The sequence below is a fragment of the Flavobacterium bomense genome (genome assembly GCF_003970355.1).
In genome coordinates this window covers 96,250-122,997 of sequence record NZ_RYDJ01000004.1, presented here as the reverse complement: position 1 = coordinate 122,997, position 26,748 = coordinate 96,250, and the positions used below count along the sequence as shown (strand labels likewise).

Below are 26,748 nucleotides of genomic sequence, written 5' to 3'. Positions count from 1 at the left end.
TTATCCTACACTATTCTCAATTTTATATTTCAATTTTAATCACCGCTCCAAAGTTCACTTTATTTTGAAACGCATCTCGTAGTGGCAACTTTGTAATTTTACACAAAATACTTCGAATCACTCCGGCATGGGTCACGATCACAATAGGTTTAATGGTCTTTTTAGGAAGTTCATGATCTAAAAAATCGCTAACTCTATCACGGAGGTCTGTAAAAGACTCCCCGTTTGGCACACGAACATGAACAAAATCATTCATCCAAGGGGTCAAATCGATAACAGGAATGCTATCCCAATTTTTTAATTCCCAATCACCAAAATTCATTTCCATTAACCGGGAGTCCATTTGTATTTTTGTTGATGATAGGAAGTTTGCCAACTCCACGCATCGATTTAACGGACTAGAGTACACGATACTTTCAGCAGGAATTTGTGCTTTTATGGCTTCAAATTGTTGTTCATAAGGTTCCAACAATGCCACATCAGCTTGTCCGTAGCAAATTCCTTTTTCACAAACGGTTTCGGTATGGCGTACTAAATAAACTTCCATAAAGCAATACAAGATAAGTAGAATATAATTTCACAAACTTGCTGTGTTGCACCAAGACAGTCCCCCGTATAGCCATCTATCCATTTTTGAAAATAACGAGCCAGAAAAAAGCGGGTGATAAAAACCGGCACTAACACCAACAGCATTTGCCAATGAAAAAAAGACAAAACAATAAGCGGTAACAACCCAAAAAAGAACGCCCCAATCACCTCACGCCAGGAATAACTTTGTGCAATGGGCTTGCTTTTACTCGAGGCATCTTCACGGGAATACTGATGCGTAAAAACAATAGAAATGGCTGCCAGACGACTCACGGAATGTGCTGCAACAAAAAGCAATAAATTCTGTAATGAAGAAGTAGTAAGTACCTCCGAAACAGCCTGAAACTTCAATAAAAACAGCAGTACCAAACCTATGGCACCATAAGCTCCAATGGCACTGTCTTTCATTATCACCAAGATTTTTTCTTTGGTCCGACCCCCACCAAAACCATCACAAACATCAGCAAAACCATCTTCATGAAAAGCACCGGTAGTAAGGATTCCAGCAATCATCGAGAGAACAATCGCTATTTCAGGGGTAAAAACACCAACCGATACATCATAGACTAAAAAACTAATAGTACCTACAATCCAACCAATTAAAGAAAAATAACGAGATGCCTTATTTAAATAATCCGAGTTATGATCGATGTTTTTAGGACAGGGAATTCGGGTGTAAAACATCAATGCGGTAAAAAATATGTGTAGTTCTTTTTTCATGTGAATGCAATCTGGATTTTATGTCGTTTTTAGTGCTCTATTTATGAATTTGGACTGAAAAAATTATTATTTTGTACTCACACCGGCACTGTCAAAACTGGCCATTTCATTCAAAAAAGCAACTGCCGATTGAATAATTGGAAAAGCCACCGCACAACCCGTTCCTTCGCCCAAGCGCAAGTCGAGTTGGAGCAGGGCTTTTACACCTAAATAATCCAATAATTTAGCATGCGCCTGTTCTGCAGAACAATGACAGAAAACAGCATTTTTTAGAATCAGTGGATTTTTTTTATAGGCAATCAAAAAAGCCACACTGCAAATAAATCCATCTACAAGAAGCAGCATTCTGTTTTGATGTGCCGTGAGCATTCCAGAAGCCATTTGCATAATTTCAAAGCCACCAAAATGAGCTAACTTATCTTCTAATGTTGGCGAGCCTTGATAATCCTCAATAGCTTTTTTGAGTAATCGGTGTTTTTGAAGTAGTCTTTCATCGCTAACTCCCGTTCCTTTTCCGATACAGTCTTCAATTGCAATTCCAGTAATTACACTCATCAAAACTGAAGCAGTTGATGTATTCCCAATACCCATTTCTCCAAAACCAATACAATTACTTCCCGTTTTGGCAATAGCGGTAACAATTTCATTTCCCTTGGTATAACAGTGCTGCAATTCGGTAAGACTCATTGCAGGACCCTGCAGAAACGACTGGGTTCCTTTGGCAATTTTGGCCGAAATCAAAGTACTCGTCATCGAAAAATCATAATTTACTCCTGCATCAACTATGGCTAATTTGATGGAATTTTGTTTACAAAACACATTTATTGCAGCTCCACCATCCAGAAAATTAGCCACCATTTGTCTGGTAACATCTTGTGGATAAGCGCTAACATCGTGGGCAGCAATTCCGTGATCTGCAGCAAAAACAACAAGTGTAGGTTCTAAAATTTTTGGTTCCAATGTTTGAAAAACTTCGCCAATTTGTTTGGCTAAAACTTCCAAAACACCCAATGAACCTGTTGGCTTGGTCTTCTGATCGATTTTATACTGCAGTGCTTCAGATAAATGGATTGTATCTAGAATGGCAGTCTTAAATTCCGGCACCGAAATTTTATCTTTTTGATGCACTTTCGTAATTTCTTCGACAGATGGACTTTCTGATTTTTGTTTCCAATTCAATTGCTGTAACATGGGTTGGTTGTCGTAATCAGTAGCTGGTTTTCCCACACAGAAATACCCTAAAGGCTCCATGTTTTCTCCCAAACCCAATAATTCCTTGAACTGACTATAATTCAAAATAGAAACCCAGCCCATGGAATACCCTTGTTCGGTTAGGGAAAGCCAAATATTTTGCGCAGCACAAACCGCACTAAATTTGATGGCTTCATTACTTCCCACGGTGCCGATGGTAAAATTATTCAAAACCGAACGATCATAACAAATCACCAATCCAAGCGGTGCTTCCTCTATTGCCTCTAATTTTAAAGCTTGATACTGCGTTTTTTGTGCTGCCGTGTCAGTTTGATTCGCTGCTTTTTTATCAAAATCCAAAAATAAATTTTTTATGGCTTTTTTTATGACATCTGATTTAATGAGGTAATATTTTGTAGCATCCGTCAATCCAACAGAAGGAGCATAATGACCGGCTTGCAATGCTTTTTCAATAACAGATTCAGGGACTGGTTCCGAGGTAAAATGACGGGTATCTCGGCGCGATTTTATAATTTCATCTAAGTTTTTCATCTTGAAATACGATGTTTTTGAGTACTTTTAAAGTTTGGACAAACAGTGATTCAATAGCCACCTGCATTTTTTAGGCTTGCTGCTTCAAAACAGACAACGGCAATCCGTGTGAGCGGGAAACTTTCCCGTTTTCATTCATCATATTGAGTAATCCCTTTGGAATAAAACCGTTTTGACTAGCTTTCATCACAGCATAACAGCTGTCTTTTCCTCCGCTCCAAGAACTTACAAAATTCATCTTTTATTGTTTTATAGTAACCGGAATTCCAGAAATCATCAAAATCACCTTATCCGCATTTTTAGCTAAATATTGATTCATCCAACCTTGTAATTCGGTAAATTTTCTGCCAATTTGAGTTTCAGCATGTACGCCCATGCCTATCTCATTAGTGATAATAATAACGGTTGTATTTTCCTGATTGGCCACTTGTTCAAATTCGGCTTTGGCTTGTTCCAAACATAAAGCGACATCATTTTTAGTGTCTACAAAAAAATTAGTCAACCAAAGGGTCACACAATCAATCACGGCTACTTTACCGGAAAAATCGATCTCGCTCCACTGTTTTTCTTTTTCGATATTTATCCAGCGCTCGTCACGTTCTTGTTGGTGACGATCAATTCGCTTTTGAAAATCACCATCCCATTTTCTGGCGGTTGCCACATACATGGGTCTGGCCGAAAGTTCCATTGCCAGATCCTGTGCATACCTGCTTTTTCCCGAGCGTTCTCCACCTGTTATCAAATATATCATGCTACTTTTTTTTAAATCCATAGGGACAATGGCGGCAACCATTAGTACAACAATGTCCTCTTTTTAAATGAAACCAAGCCTTAAAAACGTAATTGCCTTGTGCAATATAATAATCGATTCCTTCGATTAGCTGATCCGTTTTAGGCAAAGTTGCTGCTTTATTTCCTTTAGCCGTTTCCGGGGTTATTGTGCCCACATACTCCTCAATTTTAATCGAACAAGCCGTAGCAAAACAGCTGGGACAAAGGCAATCCACACCATCTAAAGGAGAAAAAACAGGAGGAAAATCAGCACACCAACAGCTATTACCTTGAAAATCGTCCCCGCAGTTAAAAGGTTTTGTACAACTGGAGCAGTTTTTAATCTTTAGGCTATCCATTTGTCAAAGATAGTATTTGTTGAAATTTTTACTATAAAAATTAAACAATAAATTTTATAAATGGCCTACCTTTGCCAGTATTGAAAATGGAATCATGAAAATTTATCTTTATAAAATCCTTTTTGCGGTGGCACTTTTATCATTCGTCAGTTGCAAAAAAAACGAAAACCCTGCAACACTAAAAATAAGTAACGCTAACAACGAAATTGAATATGCAAGTGGTCTGGCTATTTACAAATATCAAGGGTACTCGCTGGTAAAAGTGAGTAATCCATGGCCAAATGCTGCTACAGACTTCACTTATATCTTAAAAGAAAAAGGAGCTGTTATTCCCGATACTTTACAAAAAAACCTCATAATTCAAGTGCCGTTAGAAACGATTGTGGTTACCTCAACAACCAATATTCCTTTCCTGGAAATGATTGGTGCCGAAAACAAATTAGTTGGTTTTCCGCATACTGATTACGTATCTTCTGAGAAAACCCGTCGTTTAATTGGCAAGGGTTCCGTCAAAAATGTGGGGCAAAATGAAAAGCTAAACATGGAACAACTCATCGATATCGCTCCTGACCTGATTGTCACTTTTGGCATCGACAATAACAACCCGATGATTGAAAACTTACAAAAAAGCGGATTGAAAATCATGATTCAAGGCGACTGGATGGAACAATCTCCTCTTGGAAAAGCAGAATGGCTCAAACTTTATGGCGCTCTTTTTGGCAAAGAAAAAGAAGCTAAAATACTTTTTGACCAGATTACAAAAGACTACAAGGAAGCGGTACAATTAGTTGCAGACAAACAGCCTGAATCTACTGTATTGTATGGCTCAATGTATCAAGATCAATGGTTTGTTGCCAAGGGAAACAGCTGGGTGGCACAATTCATGAAAGATGCAAAAGCAACGTATCTCTGGGCAAATCTGGAAGGAACAGGAAGCCAGGCACTTTCTTTTGAACAGGTATTGTATAAAGCAAAAAATGCGACTCACTGGATTGCTTCCGGGTCATTTAAAAACCTGTCAGAATTAGAAAAAAGCAATCCCCATTACAGTCAGTTTAACGCTTTTTCTACCAAAAATATTTATACTTTCGAAAGCAAATTAGGAGCAACAGGAGGAACCATTTATTATGAAACAGGACCGAGCAGACCGGATTTGATTTTAAAAGACTACATCAAAATGTTCCACCCTGAATTGCTTCCAAATTACACTTTTACTTTTGCACAAAAACTGAACTAAGTTGGCCAATAAAAACCGAAATATCCTTTTATTTTCCGCTCTTGCTTTAGGGCTTCTTTTCTTGTTTTTTCTGAACATCAGTTTGGGTTCGATACGAATTCCTTTTCGGGAGGTGTACACGAGTTTAACCGGTGGTCAGTCCAGCAGATCAACTTGGGAATACATTATCATCAACTACCGCTTACCTAAGGCTATCACTGCAGTTTTAGTGGGAATGGGACTTTCGATCAGCGGATTATTAATGCAAACCCTTTTTAGAAACCCGCTGGCTGGTCCCTATGTTTTAGGGTTGAGTTCAGGAGCGAGTCTGGGAGTTGCCTTTGTAATTTTGGGTGCGGGATTATTACCTCCATTTCTAAGTGGTATTTTACTGTCGTCTTACGGAGTAGTCCTTGCCTCAACCCTTGGCAGTTCTATCGTTCTACTTGCCATTTTAGTAATTTCCAGACGCTTGCGGGACACGATGACCATACTGATTGTAGGCTTGATGTTTGGTAGTTTTACAAGTGCTGTGGTGGGCGTACTGACCTATTTTAGCTCGGCAGAACAATTGCAAAAATTCACTTTCTGGTCTATGGGATCTTTAGGGAACCTTTCTTGGTCCTCGATTTTGATTTTGACAGTGTGCGTAGTTATAGGATTATTATTAAGCCTATTCAGCGTAAAACCACTTAATGCCTTGCTTTTAGGAGAGAATTATGCCCAAAGTATGGGACTGAATTTCAAAAGAACACGATTGATTATCATTATTGCAACGAGTATTTTGGCGGGAAGCATTACTGCGTATGCTGGACCTATAGCTTTCATTGGTTTAGCCGTACCACATATAGCAAAATTACTGTTTCAAACCAGCAACCATTCTATATTGTACTGGAGCACCCTCCTTTTAGGAGCAGCAATAATGCTCATTTGCGATGCAATTTCCCAAATGCCAGGTACGAATATCACATTGCCAATAAATGCCATCACTTCCTTACTAGGAGCGCCTATAGTTATCTGGCTGATTGTCCGAAAACGAAAAATGATGGGATAATATTAAAAATTGCGTGCCTATATTTATATTTGTTTTTAAAATCGATATAATCGACGTTTAAATTTTCCAAAAAAAGAAAAATGAGTACCACTAAGAACATCCTTTCAACAAACAATTTGAGCATTGGTTACAAAACTAAAAGTGCGGCTATTTGTATTGCCGAAAACCTCAACTTAAACTTAGATAAAGGAAAACTCATTACCTTAATAGGCGCTAACGGAATTGGAAAATCTACACTTTTACGAACCATAACCGGAATTCAGAAACCCCTTTCAGGAACTGCTTTGCTGAATAACAAAAATATTCAAGAGCTGGATACGTTAACCTTGGCACAAAATTTAAGCATCGTTTTAACTGAAAAATTACCGCCCAGTAATTTGACCGTTTGGGAACTCATCGCTTTAGGAAGGCAACCGTACACCAATTGGATTGGAAAATTAACCGACACTGATATTGCTAAAATTAACCAAGCAATTGCACTCACACAAATTGGTCATTTGGTTTCAAAAAAACATTACGAAATCAGTGACGGACAGTTACAAATCGTTCTGATCGCAAGGGCTTTAGCACAAGACACACCGTTAATCATTCTGGATGAACCCACGACCCATTTAGATTTATTACACAAAGTGGTGTTGTTTAAACTCCTAAAAAAACTTACAGCGGAAACTCAAAAATGCATTCTTTTTTCTACACATGATATTGATATGGCCATACAATTAAGTGATGAAATGATCATTATGACTCCGGAAACCGTCGTTCAGGACCAACCTTGTAATTTGATTATGAAAGGAACTTTCAATACGCTGTTCAAAGATGAGCATATTGTTTTTGATGCTGAAAAAGGGAAGTTTATTATTTCTTAAATCTGCAATCCTATTTGTCTTTTTGCTTCGCCAATGACAAAAGCCACGGAATTAGCAATATTGAAACTCCGGATCAGCGGTGCCATAGGAATTGTCAGATGATTGGGGAATTCGTTTAAAACAGCTTCACTCAACCCTTTGCTTTCTTTGCCAAAAACCAACCAGTCACCCTCTTGAAAATCATTTTCTAAATACGATTTTTTAGAGTGGGAACTCATCAGAAAAACGCGGGACAAATCCGGAATCTGCACTTTCCATTCGGCTATATTTTGATATTCGGTAACGTCAAGATGCACCCAATAATCGAGTCCAGAACGCTTTAGATTTTTATCATTGATCACAAAACCAAAAGGATGAATTAGATGCAACCGGCTTTCGGTTCCTACGCACAATCGGCCAATATTTCCGGTATTATTTGGTATTTCGGGTTCTACTAAAACGATATTTAACATTGTAACTATTGTATTTTTTATTGTTATTTTTCATTTGAAAGGACTGCAAAATCAGACACTTCCACAACTTCTCCCGCCTGTAAATCATGTAAAAAAACATTTCCTATCCGCACTCGAACCAATCGCAAGGTAGGAAACCCAACCGCTGCGGTCATTTTTCGTACTTGGCGAAACTTTCCTTCATTGACAGTAATTGAAGCCCAGGAAGTTGGACCATGGCGTTCGTCCCGTATTTTTTTCCCTCTGGCACCAAAAGCGGGAACTTCATTTATCAAAAAAGCAGTACACGGTTTAGTGATGTATTTAGTGCCATTAAAACCAATTTCGACTCCTTTTTGCAATTGCTGAATGGCATCCTGATTAATAATACCATCAACTTGTACATAATATTCCTTGTCGACTTTTTTGCTTCTAATGATTTCGCTCATCATTCCGTCCGTGGTCAGCAACAATAACCCTTCTGAATCTTCGTCAAGACGTCCTATTGCCATCGTTCCTTTGGGAAAATCGTACAATTCACCCAGCAGTTTCTTTTTTCTTTTGAGCTCATAAATAAACTGGCTCAGATAGCCGTATGGTTTGTGTATGATAAAGTGCGAATGAGACATGTTATACTTTCTGTTTTGGCACAAAGATAGCTTAGTTTTTAATGGGTTTAAAAAAGTAAAACCGAAAACATTTATTGGTGTAAACTAAATATTTTATTAACGAATAGAATTACTTTGGATAAATGATGAACTGTTACAGCAAGTTGCTATCTTAACTTTAAAAATACAGATTGCAGAAAAACAACTGCTTTAGGTTTGAAAAAGCCGACTGACAGATGAAGTATGCAGTAGTAGTTAAAATCCACCCAAAAATATAAATTCTGAAGTATAGCTTTTGAAATCGAAGGAAATATAAAACTGGATAAAATAAGAATTCATCGTATTGAAAAAAAGCGAACAATTGGGTTTTACTAAAGCTCTTTTCTTTTATAATAAATTCCTTTAAAAACAATCTGAAGTACGAATTTATAATATTCTGTTAACGTAAGAAATGTTATTTTTGACTCCTAATTCAATCGTAAACCTATGAAAAACAAGTGCCATTTGTGCCATATCCTGGCTTTTTTAAGTTTTTTTTATTGCTTTACGGCCTCTATTTTTGCCCAAGGAACTGCGCCAGCTCCCCAAGATTTACTTTTTTTACAGGATTTTTCAACTTTAGATGCAGCCTCTGCTACATATCCCGCCGGATTTCAGGGCTGGACAGCCAGTACAGCACCGGGAAGTACATTTAATACCGCAGCTGCAGTTGTTACAGACAAACCATTAGTGGCCAGTAGTACCGCTGCAACAACGAGCGGGAATTTCCATAATTACAATGGAAAAATTGGTTTTCTAAATACCGGTTCATTGGATTTAACTTTAGGATTTGCTTTCAAAACACTTGGTAAATCTAGAATTACCGTAGAATATGATGCCATGGTGATTCGTAATCCCTATAACGGAACTTCTAATACGCGGATCAACGAGTTCGTCCTGCAATACAGAGTGGGCACCGCTGATGCTTTTATTACTTTATCCCCAACGGTGTATTCGAGCGGTACAACAGGACAAACTTCAGGAACAATAGGGCAAAACATTCAAAAAATAAAAGTTGTACTGCCAATAGAATGCGACAATAAAGACGTAGTTCAGATCCGATGGATTTCAAGACAAGTTTCAGGCGGTGGTTCCCGTCCCTCATTTGCCATTGATGACATTAGTGTGATAAATGATGTTACAGCTCCTGTAAATGCCGTGGGATATCCAAAAATAAGCAGCATTCTTTCTGATGGATTTGATTTTTCGACTAAACTAGACGAGCCCGGAAAAACCTATTTTGTGCTATTGCCTTCAGGAAGTGCAACCCCAAGCGGTGCACAAATAAAAGCAGGAACAAATGCGACCAATGCACCCGCTTTACAATCCGGTATCCTGGAAATTAAGGACGCCGCGATTGAGTCTGTAAAAACCATAACGGGATTATCGTTAGGCACTGATTATGTTTTATATTCTATATCTGAAGATGCAACTGGTAATACTCAAACTGAAAGCAATCTATTAAACATAACAACTTCCAGCGTTCTTGTTCCCTCTTTGTCGACTACTAAAGCTGCATTAGATTTTAATTTTGTGGAGCAAAATTTCAGTTCAACGGCAATAAACTACCAGATTGAAGCGCTTAATCTTACTGGAGCAGTAACCCTGACAACATCCGGAAACTTTACCATTTCTAAAAATCAAAGTACTGGTTTTCAAACGGCATTGGTTTTTGCTTCCCAAGATTTCAATAACAATACAACACCTACAGTTTATGTACGATTTACACCTACTACAACTGGTCTTTTTTCAGGTAAAATCACTCATGAATCTACTGGCGCTTCTACAAAGACGGTGTCTTTATCAGGAACAGGAATAAATCCTTATTTTCAAAATTTTAATGATGTAAATGTACTTACAAACAGTGGTTGGACAGAATATAGTGTGGCAGGAGGCAAGAGTAAATGGGTGAGCACAACTACCCGTTTCAACAGTTCTCCTGCTGCTGTACAAATGAATGGATATTCAGAAACAGGGGCCAGTAAAGATTGGTTAATTTCTCCTAATTTACGTTTGGACACTTTTGATAAATTCCCATTATTGTCTTTTTATTCGCGTAAATTTTTCGCTGGAACACCGCTTAAATTAATGGTCTCAGTAGATTATGATGGCAAAAGCACCCCGGAAACAGCCACTTGGACGGTTCTTGAAGGCGATTTTCCAAGTATTACAGGAACTTTCAAACAATCGCAATATATCAATCTCGAGGCCTATAAAACCAATCATACTTATGTGGCCTGGGTATATGAGACTTCAACTTCCGGCGGTACGGATAGCGCCGAATGGACTGTTGATGATGTGAAAATATCTAATGAAGCGTCATTTTTAGCTTCAAATCCTAATTTTAATTTTGGAGAAGTAGCACCAAATACCGCATCAACAAGCCAGTCGTTTGTTTTCATGGCTGGTGGTTATAGCGATATCACTGTTACAGCTCCTGCTGATTACCAGTTGTCTGTTGACAACAGTAATTTTCAATCCAGTGTAGCGGTTTCAGCTGCTGACGGAGTTGCTGGGAAAATAATTTATGCACGTTTTTTCCCTTCCTCAAAAGCATTGAGTATTTCAGGTCGTTTGACCGCTGTTGGAACCGGATTAAATCAAGAAATTGGATCTTTATCAGGATCCTCATTACCTAAAACAGAAACATTTGACATCGTAACGTACAACGTAGAGTTTTTTGGAAGCAATGTAATCGGTGCAACAGGAACTGAATTTGGTCCAACTGATGATGCGCTACAAATTGAAAATGTGGCAAAAGTCATGAATACGTTGAATGCTGATGTTTATGCCCTACAAGAGATTTCTGATGATGCGGCTTTAGAGACATTAATCCAAAAAATAAGTGTCAACGGAAAAACTTTTGCCAAAGTGATTTCTCCTGCTTGGTCCTATTCTTTCAATGCGCCTACACCTGACTTCCCTGCTCAAAAATTAGTGGTTCTTTACAATACTCAAACAAGCTCAGTAAAAAAAAGTCGAGTACTGTTCAGCAAACTTTTTGATGATATTCGTGCAGGAAATGCAACTTTACCCAATTACCCGGGCGGAAATAGTGCTAGTTTTTATTCCTCTGGTCGCTTACCGCAAATAGTTGAAATTGAAACTAATATTGGCGGTGTAAAAAAAGACATAAAAATCATTAACATTCACGCCAGAGCAAATAGTGGCAGCGATATCGCAAGATACAATATGAGGAAATATGACGCTGAATTGTTGAAAGACAGTTTAGATGTCAATTATCCAGAGGCCAATTTAATCCTCTTAGGAGATTATAACGATGATGTCGACGAATCTGTAATTGCAGGTAACCCATCCTCGTACCAAAAAATGGTTGAGGATACGGCCCGTTACAACCCTTTGACTTTAGAAATCAGCAAAGCGGGAGCTTTCAGCTACCTGTCTTCTGGAGGTTTCTTAGACCATATTATCATTTCAAATGAATTAATGGCAGAGTATGTACCAAATTCAACAACAGTTTACGACCCGAGACTGGATGTGGCTAATTATGTCAACACCACCTCTGATCATGGGCCGGTCATTGCGCGTTTCCAACTTAAAACGAATACCACCTTATCAACTAATGATTTGATTTCGACTACTAAATCAACAGTAGTTACGTATCCAAATCCTGCTTCAGAATCCTTTACTATCGTAATTAATTCCGGAAACACAAAAGACCTGAAGCTAACTATTTATGATATTCAAGGAAGATCGGTGGGAGTTCCAATTGAATTAAAAGGTTTTAACAGCGATAACACAACAAGAATTGATGTGGCTCATTTACCGGTAGGAATTTATATTTATACCCTTTCCAATGGTACTAAAGTAGTTTTCAAAGATAAATTAGTAAAAAAGTAAACGACTAATTTCAGTATTCAAAAAAGCCAGATTTCATTTTTGAAATCTGGCTTTTTTATCTAATATGTTTTTAAAACTCCGCCTGTTTGAGTCATCAAAATTAATAACTTTCTATAAAAAAACTTGCATTAGTATTTTGATTTCCGAAAGAAAATCAGGAAACTTTTGTTTATTTTTACAACGTTTCAAAAAGAAATTCTATGTCAGATATGTTTCCGTTTTTATTGATTTTTATTGTTGCGCTCGCGATTGGTGTTTTCATTGGCAAGCTCATTTTCTCTGCTCGATTTCAATCGGAAAAAATTAGTTTAGAAGAAAAACTGATTGCATTTTCCACCCAATTCAATCAACTGAAAGAACAACTAATTGTAGACAAAATAACTTTTGAAAAGCAACTGGAAAACACCCATTCCCAAAAAGAAAGCATCAGGAACGAAAAAGACAGTTTAGCCATTCAGCTTTCAAAAAAAGAAGTTGATTTTGAGAATCTTTGGGAACGCAACAAAGAACAAAAAGAAGAAGTGGAAAAACTACAAGAAAAATTCACCAAGGAATTTGAGAATCTTGCCAATAAAATATTAGAAGAAAAGTCCAATAAATTCACGGAACAGAACAAGGAAAACATGAAAAATATCCTGACACCATTACAGGATAAAATTCAATTGTTTGAAAAAAAAGTTGAAGACACCCACAAAGAAAGTATTGATTATCATGCGGCATTACGCCAACAAATTCTGGGCTTACGCGAAATGAATATCCAGATGAGCAGGGAAACTATTAATCTAACTAAGGCTTTGAAAGGAGACAGTAAGATGCAGGGAAATTGGGGCGAATTAGTATTAGAACGCGTTCTTGAAAAATCAGGTTTGGAGAAAGGCCGTGAATATGAGGTGCAACAAGCCTTTACAACCGAAGATGGAAATCGTGTTTTTCCTGATGTTGTGATCAATCTGCCGGAGGGTAAAAAAATGATAGTTGACTCTAAAGTTTCTTTGACGGCGTATGAAAAATATATCAATGAAGAAGATGATCTACTGAAAATTGCCTATCTAAAAGAGCATGTCAGTTCCATCAAACGCCACGTAGAGCAACTTGGCAATAAGAACTACCATGATTTGTACCAAATAGAAAGTCCTGATTTTGTGTTGTTATTTATTCCTATTGAACCTGCTTTTGCCATGGCACTCAATGAGGATACGTCTTTATACAACAAAGCGTTCGAGAAAAACATTGTCATTGTTACTCCAGCAACTCTTCTGGCTACCCTGCGAACAATTGACAGCATGTGGACCAATCAAAAACAACAGGAAAACGCACTCGAAATTGCACGTCAAGCTGGCGCATTGTATGATAAATTTGAAGGTTTTGTGGCAGACCTAATCAAAATTGGAAAAAAAATAGACGAGAGCAAAATAGAATACAGCGGTGCGATGAATAAACTTGTAGAAGGAAAAGGAAATCTAATTGTGAGTGTCGAAAAATTAAAAAAAATGGGAGCTAAAGCGAAAAAATCACTTCCCGAAAGCATTATAAACCGAGCCGAAAAAAACGAAAATTAACTTTAAACTAAATCCTAATGAAAAAATTCATACTAATCCTTTCTGTACTGCTTGTAGTAACTGTTGCGGGTTATTTCACTTTTATATACTATGCTACGTACAGTGAAGGAGTTCGCTCCGGCGAATTAATAAAAGTGAGTCGCAAGGGAGTTGTATTCAAAACTTGGGAGGGCGAAATTAGTCAAGGCATTTCCGGTGCGCAAATTTTTTCTTTTTCGGTAATGGACAGTGCGGAAAAAGTAATTACGGATTTAAAGAAATTTGAAGGACAATACGTCCAAGTAACTTATATGGAACGTTATAGAACATATCCATGGTGGGGCGATTCACACTATTTTATTACTAATGTCAAGAAAGTTAATTCTCCCTTTAAAATCAAATAAATGAACAGCATTTTTAAAACAGTAGCATCATCTGACATTAGTATTTCAGAATTGATGTTACCCTCAAACACTAATTTCAGTGGCAAGATTCATGGTGGGTATATCTTATCCCTAATGGATCAAATTGCTTTTGCCTGTGCTTCAAAATTTTCAGGAAATTACTGCGTAACGGCATCGGTAGATACGGTTAACTTTCTTAAACCTATTGAAGTGGGTGAATTGGTAACCATGAAAGCCAACGTGAATTATGTAGGGAAAAGCTCTATGATTATTGGCATTCGGGTAGAAGCCGAAAACATTCAAACCGGAAAAATTAAACATTGTAATTCCTCCTATTTCACAATGGTTGCCAAAGATAAGGAAGGCAACAGTACCCTTGTTCCCAGATTGATCCTCACGAATCTCAATGAAGTACGCCGTTTTTATAATTGCATCAAACTAATAGCGTTAAAAGAAGAAAAAAATCTCCATAAAGAAGCGTTTGATTACCGTTCAGAAAAAGCACTAGAAAATATAAAAAAATATAATGTTCGAGTAGAATTATAATGTTGCAAACACTTATTATCAAAAAGGCCAGCTGTTCTTTTGGACAATAAACCTCTAATTTCTTATTAAAAAAGAACAGATAAATTAACTTATCCAGTTGTTATTTCAAGCAAACAATAATTTTATATTTGCTGCTTATTTTGTAACTTTAAGTAATTTAATTCATAAATCATTATGAAAAAAATTATACAAATAATGCTGCTCTTTACTGTAATAGCAACCACTGCTCAAGAAAAAATGGTATCCTATTCCGGAATCATTAATTTTGAGGCTTCAATCCCATTATTTGAAGAAGTGAACGCAATCAACGAAAAAACAACCTGTATTTTAATCACTAAGACAGGTCAGATCATTTGTTGGATTAGTATCAAAGATTTTAAGTTCAAAAAAAAAATGATGCAAGAACATTTTAACAATAATTATATGGAGAGCAACCGTTTTCCAACAGCCATTTTTAAAGGGAAAATTGCGAAATTCGATTTAAAGAACATAAATACTACTATAGGAGAATACCCAATAAATGGAAAAATAACCATTCGTGGAAGAACTAAAAGGCTCCTTTTTAACGGAACCTTAAAAAAAGTAGATCAGGGAATTGAGCTATATGCCACATTTCCCCTAAATACGGATGATTTCAAGATTAAAATTCCGTTCATTGTTCGCAGCAAAATATCCAAAAATGTGAACACAAAAATCATTTGTGTCTTATATTAAATCTATTTTGTTAAACAATTTCTCAAAGCTCCTTCTAAATTTTTAAATTTAAATTTAAACCCAGTTTGAGTTATTTTATCCGAAGAAACCCTTCGTCCCGTTAGTACAATTACCGCCATTTTCCCCATCGCTAATTTCAATACAAAAGCAGGTACATTTGGCAACCATATTGAATATCCAAAAACACATGCCAAGGTTTTAGAAAAAACGGTGTTTGTAGTATTATCAGTAATCGCTGCATTATACGGCCCAGCCATATTGGGATTGACAATTGCCTGAAAGTAGATCGCACACAAATCATCGATATGAATCCAAGGCATGTACTGCTCTCCAGATCCCAATGCAGAACCTAACCGATACTTGAATAAAGGAGTGAGTTTCATTAAAAAACCATCATTTTTTCCTAACACTAATCCGGTACGAATTTTTACGGTACGTATATTTAAATTTTCTATAAAATCTATGGAATCTTCCCATTTCTGGCAGGTATATCCTAGAAAATCATTGGCAGGAGCCATGGTTTCTGAACAAATTTCTTCGCCATTGACAGCACCATAAATGCCTACTGCCGAAGCGGAAATAAACGCTTCTACTTTTTTATCATGCTTTTTTAGAACCGTATAAAGCAACTGAACAGATTGCTCCCTGCTATCAATAATGGCCGCTTTTTGTTTGGCCGTCCAGCGCCTCTCCCCAATATTCTCGCCAGCTAAATGTACAATATAATCGGCGTTCAAAACTGCCGCTTCATCAATAGTGTGATTTACTACATCCCACTTATAATAAAACACAGCTTCTGTATTACGCTTTTCACTTCTACTCAAAATGGAAACTGTATACCCTTTTGCGACCAACAAAGCAGTTAAATTTTTTCCGATAAATCCCGAACCTCCGCTTATTAAAACATTCTTTTTCATAATACTGTAAAGCTACTGATTTATATTGATACTAAAATTATATTAAATTTTGTTTAACTTTATTGATATATGTTTAAACATTTATTACCTTTATACTCTAATTTGAAACACCGTAAAAATGGCTACTAAAAAAACAACCGTAACAAAAGACAAAATAGTTTCGTTCTACATGAATTATGTTCTTGAACACAGCGAGAAACCAAAATCAGTATATCATTTTACAAAAATAAATGATTTTACAGAAACTGAATTTTATGCTTTTTTCGGTACAATTGAAAGTATTGAGAAAGAAATTTTTAAAATGTTTGTAGAAAAAACTACTGACTTACTGAACAAAAATAAGGAATACGAAATGTATGACATGAAAAGTAAAATGTTAAGTTTTTACTTTACATTTTTTGAGATCCTGACTGCTAACAGGAGTTACGTTGTTCTTGTATTAAAGGAGCACAACAATCAGTTGAAAAAACTAATGCAACTCTCTGGGCTCAGAAACAGTTTCAGAAATTATTTATCTGAAATAATCTCAGATGAATTTAGAACACAACAGGAAAAACTGCAAAACTTTCAAGAGAAATCCTTTCAGGAAGCATCCTGGATTCAACTTTTGTTAACGCTAAAGTTTTGGTTGGATGATGCCTCAGCTGCTTTTGAGAAAACAGACATTTACATTGAAAAATCTGTTAAAGTAACTTTTGAATTAATGAATATCGCACCGATAGACAGCTTAATCGACTTTGGAAAATTCATTTTCAAAGAAAAAATATACAACAAATAATGAAAACTATAGATTATATTCCCACATCAAAAATTGAAAGAGCAACTAAGCTGGTACAAACCGGTGCTAAAGTTGGCGTAAATTACCTAAAATATTACGGTGAAAAAATAGTCAATTCTGATTTGACCCGTGATAAATTAAACGAGGACAATGCCGAGGATATTTACGACGGACTAAAAAGCCTAAAAGGAAGTGCGCTCAAAGTAGCACAAATGTTGAGTATGGATAAAAGTTTTTTGCCTCAGGCTTATGTAGAAAAATTTTCACTATCCCAATTTTCTGTCCCACCACTTTCAGCTCCGTTAGTACTGAAAACCTTCAAAACAAATTTTGGGAAGACACCCTATGAAATATTTGATGAATTCAACGCCAACTCTGTAAATGCAGCAAGTATTGGGCAAGTGCATGTTGCCATGAAAGACGGTAAAAAACTAGCTGTAAAAATTCAATATCCCGGAGTGGCTAACAGCATCTCCTCTGACTTATCGATGGTGAAACCTATTGCCATCAGAATGTTTAACCTTCAAGGAAAAGACTCTGATAAATATTTCAAGGAAGTTGAAGACAAATTGATTGAGGAAACTAATTATATATTGGAATTAAAACAAAGTCAAGAAGTAGTTGACGCCTGCAAAAAAATAAAAAATCTGGTTTTTCCGGAATATTACCCTGCCTTTTCAACTGACAAAGTCATCACAATGGACTGGATGAATGGCAAACATCTCTCTGAATTTACAAAAACAAATACCAATCAGGAAGTAGCAGACAAAGTTGGTCAGGCTTTATGGAACTTTTATATGTACCAAATTCATATTTTAAGAAAAGTACACGCTGATCCACATCCTGGAAATTTCTTAGTCAACGATGCAAACCAATTAGTAGCATTAGATTTTGGTTGTATGAAACAAATTCCAACAGAATTTTACACCCCCTATTTTGAGCTGGTAAGTAAAGATGTAATTAACGATACTAAAATATTCAATTCAAAATTATTTGAATTAGAAATTTTACGTGCTGATGATTCTGATGCAGAGATAGCCTATTTCACAGAATTGTTTCATGATTTATTATCGTTGTTTACCAAACCTTTTCAAGAGAAAATATTCGATTTCTCGGATGAAAGTTTTTTTGAAAGTATCGCACAATTGGGGGAACGCTTTTCAAAAGACACTAATCTTCGAAAAATGAACGGGAATAGAGGTTCTAAACATTTTATTTACATGAACAGAACTTTTTTTGGCTTATACAATTTGATGTTTGATTTGAAAGCGAAAATAGTTGTCAATGAATTTGAAAAATACAAGTAGTGAAAAAAGAAAATCTGCTTTCAAAAATGTGTATGGTCTGCAACCGGCCATTCAGCTGGCGGAAAAAATGGGAAAAAGTTTGGAACGAAGTTAAATATTGTAGTGAAAAATGCAAAAGAAACAAAAAGGGTTAGTTTGGTTTAGGAATGATCTTAGAGTTCATGATAATGAGTCTCTATCTACTGCGATGGAAGAAAATGACAATGTAATTGCAATTTATTGCTTTGACCCACGACATTTTGAAGAAAAAGAATATGGTTTCAAAAAAACAGAAAAATTCCGTGCTAAATTTCTATTGGAATCGGTAGCGGCTTTAAAACAGAATCTAAAAAATTTGAATGTTTCTTTATTGGTTTATCACCAAAAGCCAGAAGACTGTATTCCAGCGATTGTCATTCAAAACGAAATTAGTTCGATCTATTTTCAAGAAGAATGGACTTCTGAGGAAATGATAGTTTCCGATAACATAAAAACTCAGGTTCCAAATTCAGTAGCGTTTAAAAGTAGTTATAATCAGTTCTTATTTCATCCGGAAGAAATACCGTTTGCAATTGAAGCGGTTCCAAATGTTTTTACACAATTCAGAAATAAATGTGAAAAAACGACAAAAGTCAGACCTGAGTTTTCAGTTCAACCGTTGTCAATTGATAATTACACCATAGACAAAACTGTTATTCCTACGATAAAAAATTTAGGTTTTACTGATTTTGAAATAGATTCCAGAACGGCATTTCCTTTTGGTGGTGGTGAAGATGAAGCAATGAAACGTTTGCAAAATTATTTTTGGAAAACCAAAAAACTGAGCGTTTATAAAGTAACTCGAAACGGATTAATTGGAACTGATTTTAGTTCGAAATTTTCACCTTGGTTGTCTAATGGATCAATTTCTGCAAAAACTATTTATTGGGAAATTTTGAAATATGAACAACAAATCGAGAAGAATGACTCAACATATTGGTTGGTTTTTGAACTAATTTGGAGAGATTATTTTAAATATATTTCGTTAAAAAATGGAAATTCAATTTTTAAGATTGGCAGAATTTTAAACAAAAAATACGATTGGAAAAGAAACAAGTATGCCATCAATAAATGGATTAATGGTGCAACTGAAGAACCTTTTATAAATGCAAATATGCTTGAATTACAACAAACAGGTTGGATGAGCAATCGCGGCAGACAAAATGTAGCGTCGTATTTTGCTAAAGATCTGCTATTGGACTGGCGTATAGGAGCGGCATACTTTGAAGCAATGCTTATTGATTACGATGTTCACAGCAATTATGGAAACTGGATGTATGTTTCAGGAGTAGGCAACGATCCCAGAGATCGAAAATTTAATATTAAATTACAAGCCACGAATTACGACGGACAATCAAAATTTCAAAAATTATGGCTGCAACAACAATTATTATAAAAATAAATGAATACAAATAAAAAAAATATCAATGTAGTTTGGTTCAAAAGAGATCTTCGTTTGCAGGATAACGAAGCAATTTTTAATGCCACAAAAACAGATACGCCTACTTTGTTGCTTTATGTGTTCGAGAAATCTTTAGAAAATGATTCGCATTACAGTTCTAGACACTGGAATTTCATCAAGCAGTCCCTTGTTGATATCAATAAGCAGCTGGAGCAATCGAACACGCAGGTTTTAGCAGTCTCCTCAGAAGTGCTTCAGGTATTTAATATCCTTGAGGAAACATACAAAATTGATACTGTTTTTTCGCATCAGGAAACAGGGTTAAAAATTACTTACGAAAGAGATAAAACCTTCAAACGATTTTGTAAAAATAATCAGATCAATTGGGTTGAAAATATTAATAATGGCATTTTCAGGGCATTGAGAAACAGAGCAAACTGGGTTTCTAAATGGGAAGAATATATGAATGAATCTTTATTTATTTTCGATTCGAAAGCAGAGAATTTCCTTAATATGGCAGCAATTAATGAGCTTGAAAAAGCACTAGAAAAAACCAATCTGGAAACCATTCCCGATACTATTTTCCAAAAAGGAGGTAGCAGTATGGCTGGAAAGTATTTACAAACATTTTTTGAGGAACGGTATCACAATTACAGTTCTCATATTTCAAAACCATTACTAGCTCGAAAAAGTTGCAGCAGATTATCCCCTTACATTGCTTGGGGAAATCTATCTTCCAGACAGGTTTTACAAAAAGCAGCGACATTCAGACTCAACTGCAGCGACAAAAAACAAATTGATTCGTTTGTATCCAGACTGACTTGGCAGGCACATTTCATTCAAAAATTTGAAATGGAAGAAGTCATGGAGTTTGAAAGTGTGAATAAAGGATTCCATTCGTTGCAAAAGAAAGTGAATGAAAATTATATTAAAGCTTGGAAAACGGGATACACCGGATTTCCATTAGTCGATGCTTCCATGCGTTGTTTGAACGAAACAGGGTATTTGAACTTTAGAATGCGTGCAATGTTAGTTTCCTTTTTTACTCATAATTTATGGCAACCTTGGCAGAACGCTACACAACATTTATCGCAAATGTTCCTTGATTTTGAACCCGGAATTCATTTTCCTCAATTGCAAATGCAGGCTGGCGAGACCGGAATCAATATGTTGCGTATTTATAATCCCATAAAAAACAGCTATGAGCACGATCCTGATGGTGAGTTTATAAAAAAATGGGTTCCAGAATTGCGAAACTTAACAAGGGCATTTGTGCACGAACCAAATAAAATGACCTATTTAGATCAAAAATTTAATGAGTTTGAAGTGGGCATTCACTATCCAAAACAAATTGTAAACATGGAACGAACAAGAAAATATGCTAGCGATTTATTATGGAAAATGAAGAAAAATCCATTAGTAAAAGAGGAAAGTTCCCGGATATTAAAACTGCATACCATGACTGATATTGGCGATATCGAATAATTTTTCAGCGATAAGCACAAAGAAATCAATACCACTTTTAAATAACATATTGTGAATATAAAAAAAGAACTTACCGATTTAGACAAAGACCGAATCATAGAAATGGCTTGGGAAGACCGCACGACTTTTGATGCAATTTTAATGCAATTTGGATTAAAAGAGCAAGAAGTAATTGACCTGATGCGCACCGAGATGAAACCATCCAGTTTTAGAATGTGGCGCGAAAGAGTGCAAGGTCGTAAAACAAAACATGAAAAATTAAGAGATTTTCGCGAAGGCCGCTTTAAATGTACGATGCAAAGACAGATTAATAACAATAAGATTTCCAAACGATAAATTGGATCCAATAAACGACAAAATCAAAATAGAATTTAAATAACTGACCAAATAACATGAAAAATATCGTAATCATTGGCGGAAGCAAAGGAATTGGAAATGCCATTTTGTTGCAGCAATTAGAGACAAACATGGTGTATAACATCAGCCGAAATGCACCAGAGATCACACATCCCAATCTGAAACATTTTTCAGTAAATGTGTTACAAGATACACTTCCGGAAATTGAAGCGATAGATACATTAATTTATTGTCCGGGTTCTATCAACTTGAAACCCATAGGAAGTCTTAGTATTGACGATTTCAGAACAGATTTTGAAATTAATGTTATTGGTGCCGTAAAAGCGATCCAAAAATATTTGCCTGTTTTGAAAAAAGGAACCAATCCATCCATTATTTTGTTCAGTACGGTTGCTGCAAAATTAGGAATGCCGTTTCATGCGAGCATTGCTACTGCAAAAGCGGGTGTAGAAGGATTAGTGAAATCATTAGGAGCAGAACTAGCTTCAGTAGTGCGCATCAATGCCATTGCTCCCACAATTACGGAAACGACACTAGCCGCAGGAATTTTGAGAAATGACCGTATGAAAGAGAATATGATAGAACGCCACCCGATGAAAGGCTATTTGAAACCTCGGGAAGTAGCACACATGGTAGACTTCCTGATATCTGAAAATGCAAAATCAATTTCAGGTCAGGTATTCGAAATGGATTACGGAATAGTGACTTTTAAAATCTAAACAAGTTATTGTTAACCATCCAAAAAAGAAAAATTAACCATTAAGAAATTAAGCTTATATATAAAGAATGATTGTTTTTTTTAAATCTATAAATGGTTTGTTTAAACAAGAATCCAAAAAAAAAAATAGCCAAAATTAAAATTGAAATATAGTATACCATGATAAAAGAAATGAGAAGTTACGAGAAAGTCGAGCAATATGATGCAGAAATAACCGAAGCATTAGCTGAAAATTATAAAACCATAATTAGTGATTTGGGTGAAGATGTAACCAGAGAAGGACTTGAAAAAACTCCAGAACGTGTAGCCAAAGCCATGCAATACCTTACGCACGGTTACGGACTAGATCCTTTAGAAATATTAAAATCGGCATTATTTAGTGAAGACCACCATCAAATGATTGTGGTAAAAGATATTGAAGTATATTCGATGTGTGAACACCACATGTTGCCGTTTTTTGGAAAAGCGCATGTTGCTTATATCCCTAATGGTAAAATTGTTGGTTTGAGTAAAATACCAAGAGTGGTGGATGCTTTCGCCAGAAGGATGCAAGTGCAGGAACGATTGACAGATCAGATAAAAAATTGCATTCAGGAAGCTCTGAATCCGCTTGGAGTAGCGGTAGTAATTGAAGCGCAACACATGTGTATGCAGATGAGAGGGATTCAAAAACAAAACTCAGTTACCACCACTTCCTCTTTTACAGGTGCGTTCGAAAAAAATAAAACCAGAAGAGAATTTATTAGTTTGATTTCTACTAAACTGAGTTAAATTTAATTTTTACAACTAATAAAACAGATTAAAAGTGGCTAAAAAAATGCAAAACCCAAAATAAACTACCTCGGTGCATAGCCCCAGAGGTATTAACTAAATAACTGTCACAGATTTTCAAAAATCTTTTTAATCTGTGAATCTGTGGCAAAAAAAATAGAAGTAGAGCTTCGAGGAATTAAACCTGAAAAGATTAAAATGGGATCAATTAAAGCGGTAAGGTAGTATCTTTACAATATGATGGCAAAATATAAAAACTTATGAAAATTCTCTTAACAGGTGCAACAGGTTACATCGGGAAACGAATCTTACCCCTATTGGCAGGACAAGGGCACGATATAATCTGTTGTGTAAGAGATAAAAACAGATTTAATTGCCCGGTCGAATATCAAAAAAATGTTACCATAATTGAGGTAGATTTCCTAAATCAAGAAACATTGACAGTTATTCCAGAAACTATTGATGCGGCGTATTATCTGATTCATTCCATGTCAGGTTCAGCTGCTAATTTTGATGAATTGGAAAGTGAATCGGCTCTAAATTTTGTGCATCGCTTGAATAAAACCAAAGCCAAACAAGTAATTTATTTGAGTGGAATTATCAACGATAAATCATTATCCAAACATTTATCGTCGCGAAAAAAAGTAGAAGAAATTTTGAATACCGGCACTTTTCCCACTACTACTCTAAGAGCAGGAATTATTGTAGGTTCTGGAAGTGCTTCCTTCGAAATAATTCGGGATTTAGTCAATAAACTGCCTGTAATGATTACCCCAAAATGGCTGAATACTAAATGCCAGCCCATTGCAATTCCGGATGTTCTTGAATTTTTATCCAAATCATTATTAAACCCCGTTACTTATAATCAAAGTTTTGATATTGGCGGACCTGATATTTTAACGTATAAAGAGATGCTTTTGGGTTTTGCAGAAGCCAAAAAGCTAAAACGATGGATCTTTACTGTTCCTATAATGACGCCAAAATTATCTTCCTATTGGTTGTATTTTGTAACCTCAACATCTTATCGACTGGCTTCAGCACTGGTCAGCAGCATGAAAGTAGAAGTTGTTTGCAGTGATAATAAAATCAATGAGTTATTGCATGTTACGCCAATGACCTACAAAAAGGCACTTTCCCGTGCTTTGATAAAAGTAGATGAAGACAAAGTAGCTTCGAGCTGGAAAGATTCCCTCATTAGCGGCCGTTTCAACAGTAACATGTCAGAATATTTGAAGGTTCCAAAAAAAGATTGCTTTATAGACCGACGCAAAATGGAAATCATAGACCGAGAATACACTATAAATAAAATCTGGTCCATTGGTGGAGATTCCGGTTGGTATTATGGCGATTGGCTTTGGAGTTTACGAGGTTTTATTGATAAATTATACGGAGGTGTAGGTAGTAGAAGAGGAAGAACCAACAGACACGAGATTCATTCTGGTGATGCTTTGGATTTTTGGCGCGTACTATATGCCAATAAACAAGAAGGAAAATTAATCTTATTTGCCGAAATGAAGCTACCTGGTGAAGCGTGGCTGGAATTCAAAATAATAGGAAATACGCTGTACCAATCGGCTACTTTCCTCCCAAAAGGGATTTGGGGAAATTTATATTGGTATTCTGTTTTGCCGTTTCACGGGTTTATATTTAATGGCATGCTGAACAAATTAATAAAATAAATCACTTCAGAATTCCGGCTTTGTACGTCGCAATAGCTCTGTCTCTAGCCATCGCATGTTCTACCATTGGCTGTTTGTATCCTAAATCGAATTCTTTAATCCATTTGCGGATATAGGTTCCTTTTTCATCGAATTTTTTTAGCTGGATCTCTGGATTGAAAACTCGGAAATATGGTGCAGCGTCACAGCCAGTTCCTGCAGCCCATTGCCAATTGCCAACATTGGCAGACATCTCATAATCCAATAATTTTTCGGCAAAATAGGCTTCACCCCATTGCCACTGAATCAATAAATGCTTGCATAGAAAACTTGCGACAACCATGCGAACTCTGTTGTGCATATACCCGGTTTCATTGAGTTGCCTCATTCCGGCATCAACCATTGGATAGCCCGTTGTTCCGGTACACCAGCGCTTGAAATCTTCTTCATTATTGCGCCACTGAATCCCATTATAGGCTGATTTGAAGTTTTGCGTACCGACTTTTGGAAAACTAAATAAGATTTGCATGAAAAATTCTCTCCAAATTAGTTCACTCAAAAACACATCATTTTTATTAAATGCCCAATTGACTAATTTCCGGATACTTACCGTTCCAAAGCGCAGATGTGGCGAAAGATAAGAGGTTTTATCTAAGGCTGGGAAATCTCTTATATCTTGGTAATTTGCAATGAATTTAAGGTTATGTGGTTTTACTTTGATAAGACTTTCTACGAAACCTATTTGTTCCAAAGTGGGAAAAGCAAAACTGTTTTTATAGAAATTAGCAAAATAAACAGCAGTATCATATTCTTGAACTGGAGTCATTGACTTGTATTTCTCCAACCATTTATTTTTAAACGGTGTATACACCGTGTAGGGCAATCCATCTGCTTTAGTAACTTCTTTTTCTTCAAAAATGACTTGGTCTTTAAAAGAATAAGAAATGGTTTTATTAGTTTCTAAAAATTCACAAATTGCAGAGTCACGTTGTATCGCGTACGGTTCGTAATCTTTGTTGAAAAAGACTTCTTTAACATCAAATTCTTTTAATAAAAATTGCCAAACAGCGGTAGTTTTTCCTTTTTTAACCAAAAGTGAACTTTCAATTTCCTGTAATTGTCTATTTATTCTAGAAAGTGATTCGTGAATAAAACCGACTCGAGCGTCGTTTTTAGGTAAAGTATCTAAGATGGAATCATCAAAAATAAACAACGGAATAACCGGATATTCAGACTTTAAAGCATGAAACAATCCAACGTTATCTTCCAGACGCAAATCGCGTCTAAACCAAAAAACAGAAATTTCTTGCTTGCTCATTACTTTGAATTAAACATTTGGTCCACTTTTGCAACACGATACGCAAAAATGGATTTCAATTTATTTTTCACGATTAAGGTGTTCATGATTCGTCCCAATATACCAAGTGGTAAACCGTAATGGACCACATCGGTCATTTTTGTTCCATTTGGTGTGGTCTCAAAGAAATGTTTGTGGTGCCAGAAACTATAGGGACCAAAACGCTGCTCATCAATAAAATAATCATTTTCCTTTACTTGTGTAATTACCGTCATCCACGACAAGGTAATCCCAAAAAGTGGCGTTACTTTATATTGAATGATTTGCCCGGGATACATAGATTTATTATCGAAATCTGTGATTTGGAAACCCATTCCTTCTGGTGTGATTTTTTGAAGATTTTTTGGATTGGAAAAAAAAGTCCAACATTCTTGGACAGTTGCATTCACGTGCTGAACGGTTTCTTGTTTGTATATTTTCATAGTTGTGTTTTAAAGATAAATGCCTTCATGGGACACTGGGTTTGCGTGAGGGATAGTAGTGGAGCTCTTTTTATACCTGGCTTTTTTGCCTGGTATAAAA

General features: G+C 36.1%; 28 protein-coding genes. 17 read left to right on the top strand and 11 right to left on the bottom strand.

Translation table 11 applies throughout. The features are described 5' to 3' along the window. Positions 1–22: 22 nt before the first annotated feature. The 6 genes from cobC to EKL98_RS18000 all read right to left on the bottom strand — a co-directional run bounded on the left by cobC (position 23) and on the right by EKL98_RS18000 (position 3,998). Complete coding sequence (gene cobC / locus EKL98_RS05645) at positions 23–547, bottom strand: alpha-ribazole phosphatase (protein ID WP_126561757.1); 525 nt, start codon at positions 545–547, stop codon at positions 23–25. Then, complete coding sequence (locus EKL98_RS05640; RefSeq protein WP_126561756.1) at positions 532–1,308, bottom strand: adenosylcobinamide-GDP ribazoletransferase; 777 nt, start codon at positions 1,306–1,308, stop codon at positions 532–534. The genes cobC and EKL98_RS05640 overlap by 16 nt, the downstream gene beginning before the upstream one ends. Positions 1,309–1,374: 66 nt before the next feature. After that, positions 1,375–3,051, bottom strand: coding sequence for a nicotinate-nucleotide--dimethylbenzimidazole phosphoribosyltransferase (gene cobT, locus EKL98_RS05635; RefSeq protein ID WP_126561755.1), 1,677 nt, complete (start codon positions 3,049–3,051; stop codon positions 1,375–1,377). 70 nt (positions 3,052–3,121) lie between these two features. Next, positions 3,122–3,289 (bottom strand): Dph6-related ATP pyrophosphatase, encoded by a 168-nt coding sequence (locus tag EKL98_RS05630; protein WP_126460781.1) that lies wholly within the window; start codon positions 3,287–3,289, stop codon positions 3,122–3,124. A 3-nt stretch (positions 3,290–3,292) separates the two neighbouring features. Beyond that, entirely contained in the window at positions 3,293–3,802 is a 510-nt protein-coding gene (locus tag EKL98_RS05625) for a bifunctional adenosylcobinamide kinase/adenosylcobinamide-phosphate guanylyltransferase (protein WP_126455584.1), read from the bottom strand. A 1-nt stretch (position 3,803) separates the two neighbouring features. Next, positions 3,804–3,998, bottom strand: coding sequence for a DUF5522 domain-containing protein (locus EKL98_RS18000; RefSeq protein WP_231507453.1), 195 nt, complete (start codon positions 3,996–3,998; stop codon positions 3,804–3,806). 277 nt (positions 3,999–4,275) lie between these two features. On the opposite strand from EKL98_RS18000, the gene EKL98_RS05615 reads away from it, so the two are divergent. From EKL98_RS05615 to EKL98_RS05605, 3 genes are all read left to right on the top strand, one after another. Further along, a complete protein-coding gene (locus tag EKL98_RS05615) occupies positions 4,276–5,418 on the top strand; it encodes an ABC transporter substrate-binding protein (RefSeq protein WP_126556247.1) in 1,143 nt (380 codons plus the stop codon). Position 5,419: 1 nt separating this feature from the next. Then, positions 5,420–6,451 (top strand): iron ABC transporter permease, encoded by a 1,032-nt coding sequence (locus tag EKL98_RS05610; RefSeq protein ID WP_126460775.1) that lies wholly within the window; start codon positions 5,420–5,422, stop codon positions 6,449–6,451. Positions 6,452–6,531: 80 nt separating this feature from the next. After that, positions 6,532–7,317 (top strand): ABC transporter ATP-binding protein, encoded by a 786-nt coding sequence (locus EKL98_RS05605; RefSeq protein WP_126455577.1) that lies wholly within the window; start codon positions 6,532–6,534, stop codon positions 7,315–7,317. Here EKL98_RS05605 and EKL98_RS05600 read toward each other — a convergent pair. Next, a complete protein-coding gene (locus EKL98_RS05600; protein WP_126455575.1) occupies positions 7,314–7,769 on the bottom strand; it encodes a tRNA (cytidine(34)-2'-O)-methyltransferase in 456 nt (151 codons plus the stop codon). The genes EKL98_RS05605 and EKL98_RS05600 overlap by 4 nt on opposite strands. Positions 7,770–7,792: 23 nt before the next feature. Next, positions 7,793–8,377 (bottom strand): pseudouridine synthase, encoded by a 585-nt coding sequence (locus EKL98_RS05595; protein WP_126561754.1) that lies wholly within the window; start codon positions 8,375–8,377, stop codon positions 7,793–7,795. Positions 8,378–8,842: 465 nt separating this feature from the next. Between EKL98_RS05595 and EKL98_RS05590 the strand changes: the two genes are divergently transcribed. The 5 genes from EKL98_RS05590 to EKL98_RS05570 all read left to right on the top strand — a co-directional run bounded on the left by EKL98_RS05590 (position 8,843) and on the right by EKL98_RS05570 (position 15,458). Then, positions 8,843–12,256: a T9SS-dependent choice-of-anchor J family protein gene (locus tag EKL98_RS05590; protein ID WP_126561753.1), complete on the top strand. Its 3,414-nt coding sequence runs from the start codon at positions 8,843–8,845 to the stop codon at positions 12,254–12,256. 200 nt (positions 12,257–12,456) lie between these two features. Next, a complete protein-coding gene (gene rmuC / locus EKL98_RS05585) occupies positions 12,457–13,815 on the top strand; it encodes a DNA recombination protein RmuC (protein WP_126556090.1) in 1,359 nt (452 codons plus the stop codon). A gap of 17 nt (positions 13,816–13,832) precedes the next feature. Continuing rightward, positions 13,833–14,198 carry a 6-phosphogluconate dehydrogenase gene (locus EKL98_RS05580; protein WP_126561752.1) on the top strand — a complete coding sequence of 122 codons (366 nt, stop codon included), beginning with the start codon at positions 13,833–13,835 and terminating at the stop codon, positions 14,196–14,198. Next, a complete protein-coding gene (locus EKL98_RS05575; protein ID WP_126455565.1) occupies positions 14,199–14,744 on the top strand; it encodes an acyl-CoA thioesterase in 546 nt (181 codons plus the stop codon). A gap of 174 nt (positions 14,745–14,918) precedes the next feature. Beyond that, entirely contained in the window at positions 14,919–15,458 is a 540-nt protein-coding gene (locus EKL98_RS05570; protein ID WP_126561751.1) for a YceI family protein, read from the top strand. A gap of 2 nt (positions 15,459–15,460) precedes the next feature. On the opposite strand, the gene EKL98_RS05565 is transcribed toward EKL98_RS05570, so the two are convergent. Beyond that, on the bottom strand, positions 15,461–16,375 hold the full coding sequence (locus EKL98_RS05565; RefSeq protein WP_126455561.1) for a TIGR01777 family oxidoreductase: 915 nt from the start codon (positions 16,373–16,375) through the stop codon (positions 15,461–15,463). Between the two features lie 118 nt (positions 16,376–16,493). Here EKL98_RS05565 and EKL98_RS05560 point away from each other — a divergent pair, with 118 nt between their 5' ends. From EKL98_RS05560 to EKL98_RS05520, 9 genes are all read left to right on the top strand, one after another. Next, complete coding sequence (locus EKL98_RS05560; protein WP_126455559.1) at positions 16,494–17,153, top strand: TetR family transcriptional regulator C-terminal domain-containing protein; 660 nt, start codon at positions 16,494–16,496, stop codon at positions 17,151–17,153. Next, positions 17,153–18,460: an ABC1 kinase family protein gene (locus EKL98_RS05555; protein WP_126561750.1), complete on the top strand. Its 1,308-nt coding sequence runs from the start codon at positions 17,153–17,155 to the stop codon at positions 18,458–18,460. The genes EKL98_RS05560 and EKL98_RS05555 overlap by 1 nt, the downstream gene beginning before the upstream one ends. A gap of 26 nt (positions 18,461–18,486) precedes the next feature. Continuing rightward, a complete protein-coding gene (locus EKL98_RS05550; protein WP_370273044.1) occupies positions 18,487–18,594 on the top strand; it encodes a DUF2256 domain-containing protein in 108 nt (35 codons plus the stop codon). Continuing rightward, positions 18,570–19,874, top strand: coding sequence for a DASH family cryptochrome (locus tag EKL98_RS05545; protein ID WP_126561748.1), 1,305 nt, complete (start codon positions 18,570–18,572; stop codon positions 19,872–19,874). Before EKL98_RS05550 ends, EKL98_RS05545 begins: the two co-directional genes overlap by 25 nt. Before the next feature lie 6 nt (positions 19,875–19,880). Continuing rightward, a complete protein-coding gene (locus tag EKL98_RS05540) occupies positions 19,881–21,365 on the top strand; it encodes a cryptochrome/deoxyribodipyrimidine photo-lyase family protein (protein ID WP_126561747.1) in 1,485 nt (494 codons plus the stop codon). 51 nt (positions 21,366–21,416) lie between these two features. Further along, complete coding sequence (locus EKL98_RS05535) at positions 21,417–21,701, top strand: TIGR03643 family protein (protein ID WP_255416288.1); 285 nt, start codon at positions 21,417–21,419, stop codon at positions 21,699–21,701. A 56-nt stretch (positions 21,702–21,757) separates the two neighbouring features. Beyond that, positions 21,758–22,441: an SDR family NAD(P)-dependent oxidoreductase gene (locus EKL98_RS05530; protein WP_126561746.1), complete on the top strand. Its 684-nt coding sequence runs from the start codon at positions 21,758–21,760 to the stop codon at positions 22,439–22,441. 158 nt (positions 22,442–22,599) lie between these two features. Beyond that, positions 22,600–23,211, top strand: a complete 612-nt coding sequence (gene folE / locus EKL98_RS05525; protein ID WP_231507417.1) for a GTP cyclohydrolase I FolE — start codon at positions 22,600–22,602, stop codon at positions 23,209–23,211. Positions 23,212–23,471: 260 nt separating this feature from the next. Beyond that, complete coding sequence (locus tag EKL98_RS05520) at positions 23,472–24,890, top strand: SDR family oxidoreductase (RefSeq protein WP_126561745.1); 1,419 nt, start codon at positions 23,472–23,474, stop codon at positions 24,888–24,890. 1 nt (position 24,891) lies between these two features. On the opposite strand, the gene EKL98_RS05515 is transcribed toward EKL98_RS05520, so the two are convergent. Together EKL98_RS05515 and EKL98_RS05510 are read right to left on the bottom strand one after the other, a co-directional pair. Further along, on the bottom strand, positions 24,892–26,187 hold the full coding sequence (locus EKL98_RS05515; RefSeq protein WP_126561744.1) for a cryptochrome/photolyase family protein: 1,296 nt from the start codon (positions 26,185–26,187) through the stop codon (positions 24,892–24,894). Next, positions 26,187–26,648, bottom strand: coding sequence for an SRPBCC family protein (locus EKL98_RS05510; protein ID WP_126561743.1), 462 nt, complete (start codon positions 26,646–26,648; stop codon positions 26,187–26,189). The genes EKL98_RS05515 and EKL98_RS05510 overlap by 1 nt, the downstream gene beginning before the upstream one ends. Between the last annotated feature and the right edge of the window lie 100 nt (positions 26,649–26,748).

What these genes read in the sequence shown, in the direction of transcription:
- cobC (WP_126561757.1), bottom strand. Translation starts at nt 547, where the DNA reads ATGGAAGTTTATTTAGTACGCCATACCGAAACCGTTTGTGAAAAAGGA.
- EKL98_RS05640 (WP_126561756.1), bottom strand. Translation starts at nt 1,308, where the DNA reads ATGAAAAAAGAACTACACATATTTTTTACCGCATTGATGTTTTACACC.
- cobT (WP_126561755.1), bottom strand. Translation starts at nt 3,051, where the DNA reads ATGAAAAACTTAGATGAAATTATAAAATCGCGCCGAGATACCCGTCAT.
- EKL98_RS05630 (WP_126460781.1), bottom strand. Translation starts at nt 3,289, where the DNA reads ATGAATTTTGTAAGTTCTTGGAGCGGAGGAAAAGACAGCTGTTATGCT.
- EKL98_RS05625 (WP_126455584.1), bottom strand. Translation starts at nt 3,802, where the DNA reads ATGATATATTTGATAACAGGTGGAGAACGCTCGGGAAAAAGCAGGTAT.
- EKL98_RS05615 (WP_126556247.1), top strand. Translation starts at nt 4,276, where the DNA reads ATGAAAATTTATCTTTATAAAATCCTTTTTGCGGTGGCACTTTTATCA.
- EKL98_RS05605 (WP_126455577.1), top strand. Translation starts at nt 6,532, where the DNA reads ATGAGTACCACTAAGAACATCCTTTCAACAAACAATTTGAGCATTGGT.
- EKL98_RS05600 (WP_126455575.1), bottom strand. Translation starts at nt 7,769, where the DNA reads ATGTTAAATATCGTTTTAGTAGAACCCGAAATACCAAATAATACCGGA.
- EKL98_RS05595 (WP_126561754.1), bottom strand. Translation starts at nt 8,377, where the DNA reads ATGTCTCATTCGCACTTTATCATACACAAACCATACGGCTATCTGAGC.
- EKL98_RS05590 (WP_126561753.1), top strand. Translation starts at nt 8,843, where the DNA reads ATGAAAAACAAGTGCCATTTGTGCCATATCCTGGCTTTTTTAAGTTTT.
- rmuC (WP_126556090.1), top strand. Translation starts at nt 12,457, where the DNA reads ATGTCAGATATGTTTCCGTTTTTATTGATTTTTATTGTTGCGCTCGCG.
- EKL98_RS05580 (WP_126561752.1), top strand. Translation starts at nt 13,833, where the DNA reads ATGAAAAAATTCATACTAATCCTTTCTGTACTGCTTGTAGTAACTGTT.
- EKL98_RS05575 (WP_126455565.1), top strand. Translation starts at nt 14,199, where the DNA reads ATGAACAGCATTTTTAAAACAGTAGCATCATCTGACATTAGTATTTCA.
- EKL98_RS05570 (WP_126561751.1), top strand. Translation starts at nt 14,919, where the DNA reads ATGAAAAAAATTATACAAATAATGCTGCTCTTTACTGTAATAGCAACC.
- EKL98_RS05565 (WP_126455561.1), bottom strand. Translation starts at nt 16,375, where the DNA reads ATGAAAAAGAATGTTTTAATAAGCGGAGGTTCGGGATTTATCGGAAAA.
- EKL98_RS05560 (WP_126455559.1), top strand. Translation starts at nt 16,494, where the DNA reads ATGGCTACTAAAAAAACAACCGTAACAAAAGACAAAATAGTTTCGTTC.
- EKL98_RS05555 (WP_126561750.1), top strand. Translation starts at nt 17,153, where the DNA reads ATGAAAACTATAGATTATATTCCCACATCAAAAATTGAAAGAGCAACT.
- EKL98_RS05550 (WP_370273044.1), top strand. Translation starts at nt 18,487, where the DNA reads ATGTGTATGGTCTGCAACCGGCCATTCAGCTGGCGGAAAAAATGGGAA.
- EKL98_RS05545 (WP_126561748.1), top strand. Translation starts at nt 18,570, where the DNA reads ATGCAAAAGAAACAAAAAGGGTTAGTTTGGTTTAGGAATGATCTTAGA.
- EKL98_RS05540 (WP_126561747.1), top strand. Translation starts at nt 19,881, where the DNA reads ATGAATACAAATAAAAAAAATATCAATGTAGTTTGGTTCAAAAGAGAT.
- EKL98_RS05530 (WP_126561746.1), top strand. Translation starts at nt 21,758, where the DNA reads ATGAAAAATATCGTAATCATTGGCGGAAGCAAAGGAATTGGAAATGCC.
- folE (WP_231507417.1), top strand. Translation starts at nt 22,600, where the DNA reads ATGATAAAAGAAATGAGAAGTTACGAGAAAGTCGAGCAATATGATGCA.
- EKL98_RS05520 (WP_126561745.1), top strand. Translation starts at nt 23,472, where the DNA reads ATGAAAATTCTCTTAACAGGTGCAACAGGTTACATCGGGAAACGAATC.
- EKL98_RS05515 (WP_126561744.1), bottom strand. Translation starts at nt 26,187, where the DNA reads ATGAGCAAGCAAGAAATTTCTGTTTTTTGGTTTAGACGCGATTTGCGT.
- EKL98_RS05510 (WP_126561743.1), bottom strand. Translation starts at nt 26,648, where the DNA reads ATGAAAATATACAAACAAGAAACCGTTCAGCACGTGAATGCAACTGTC.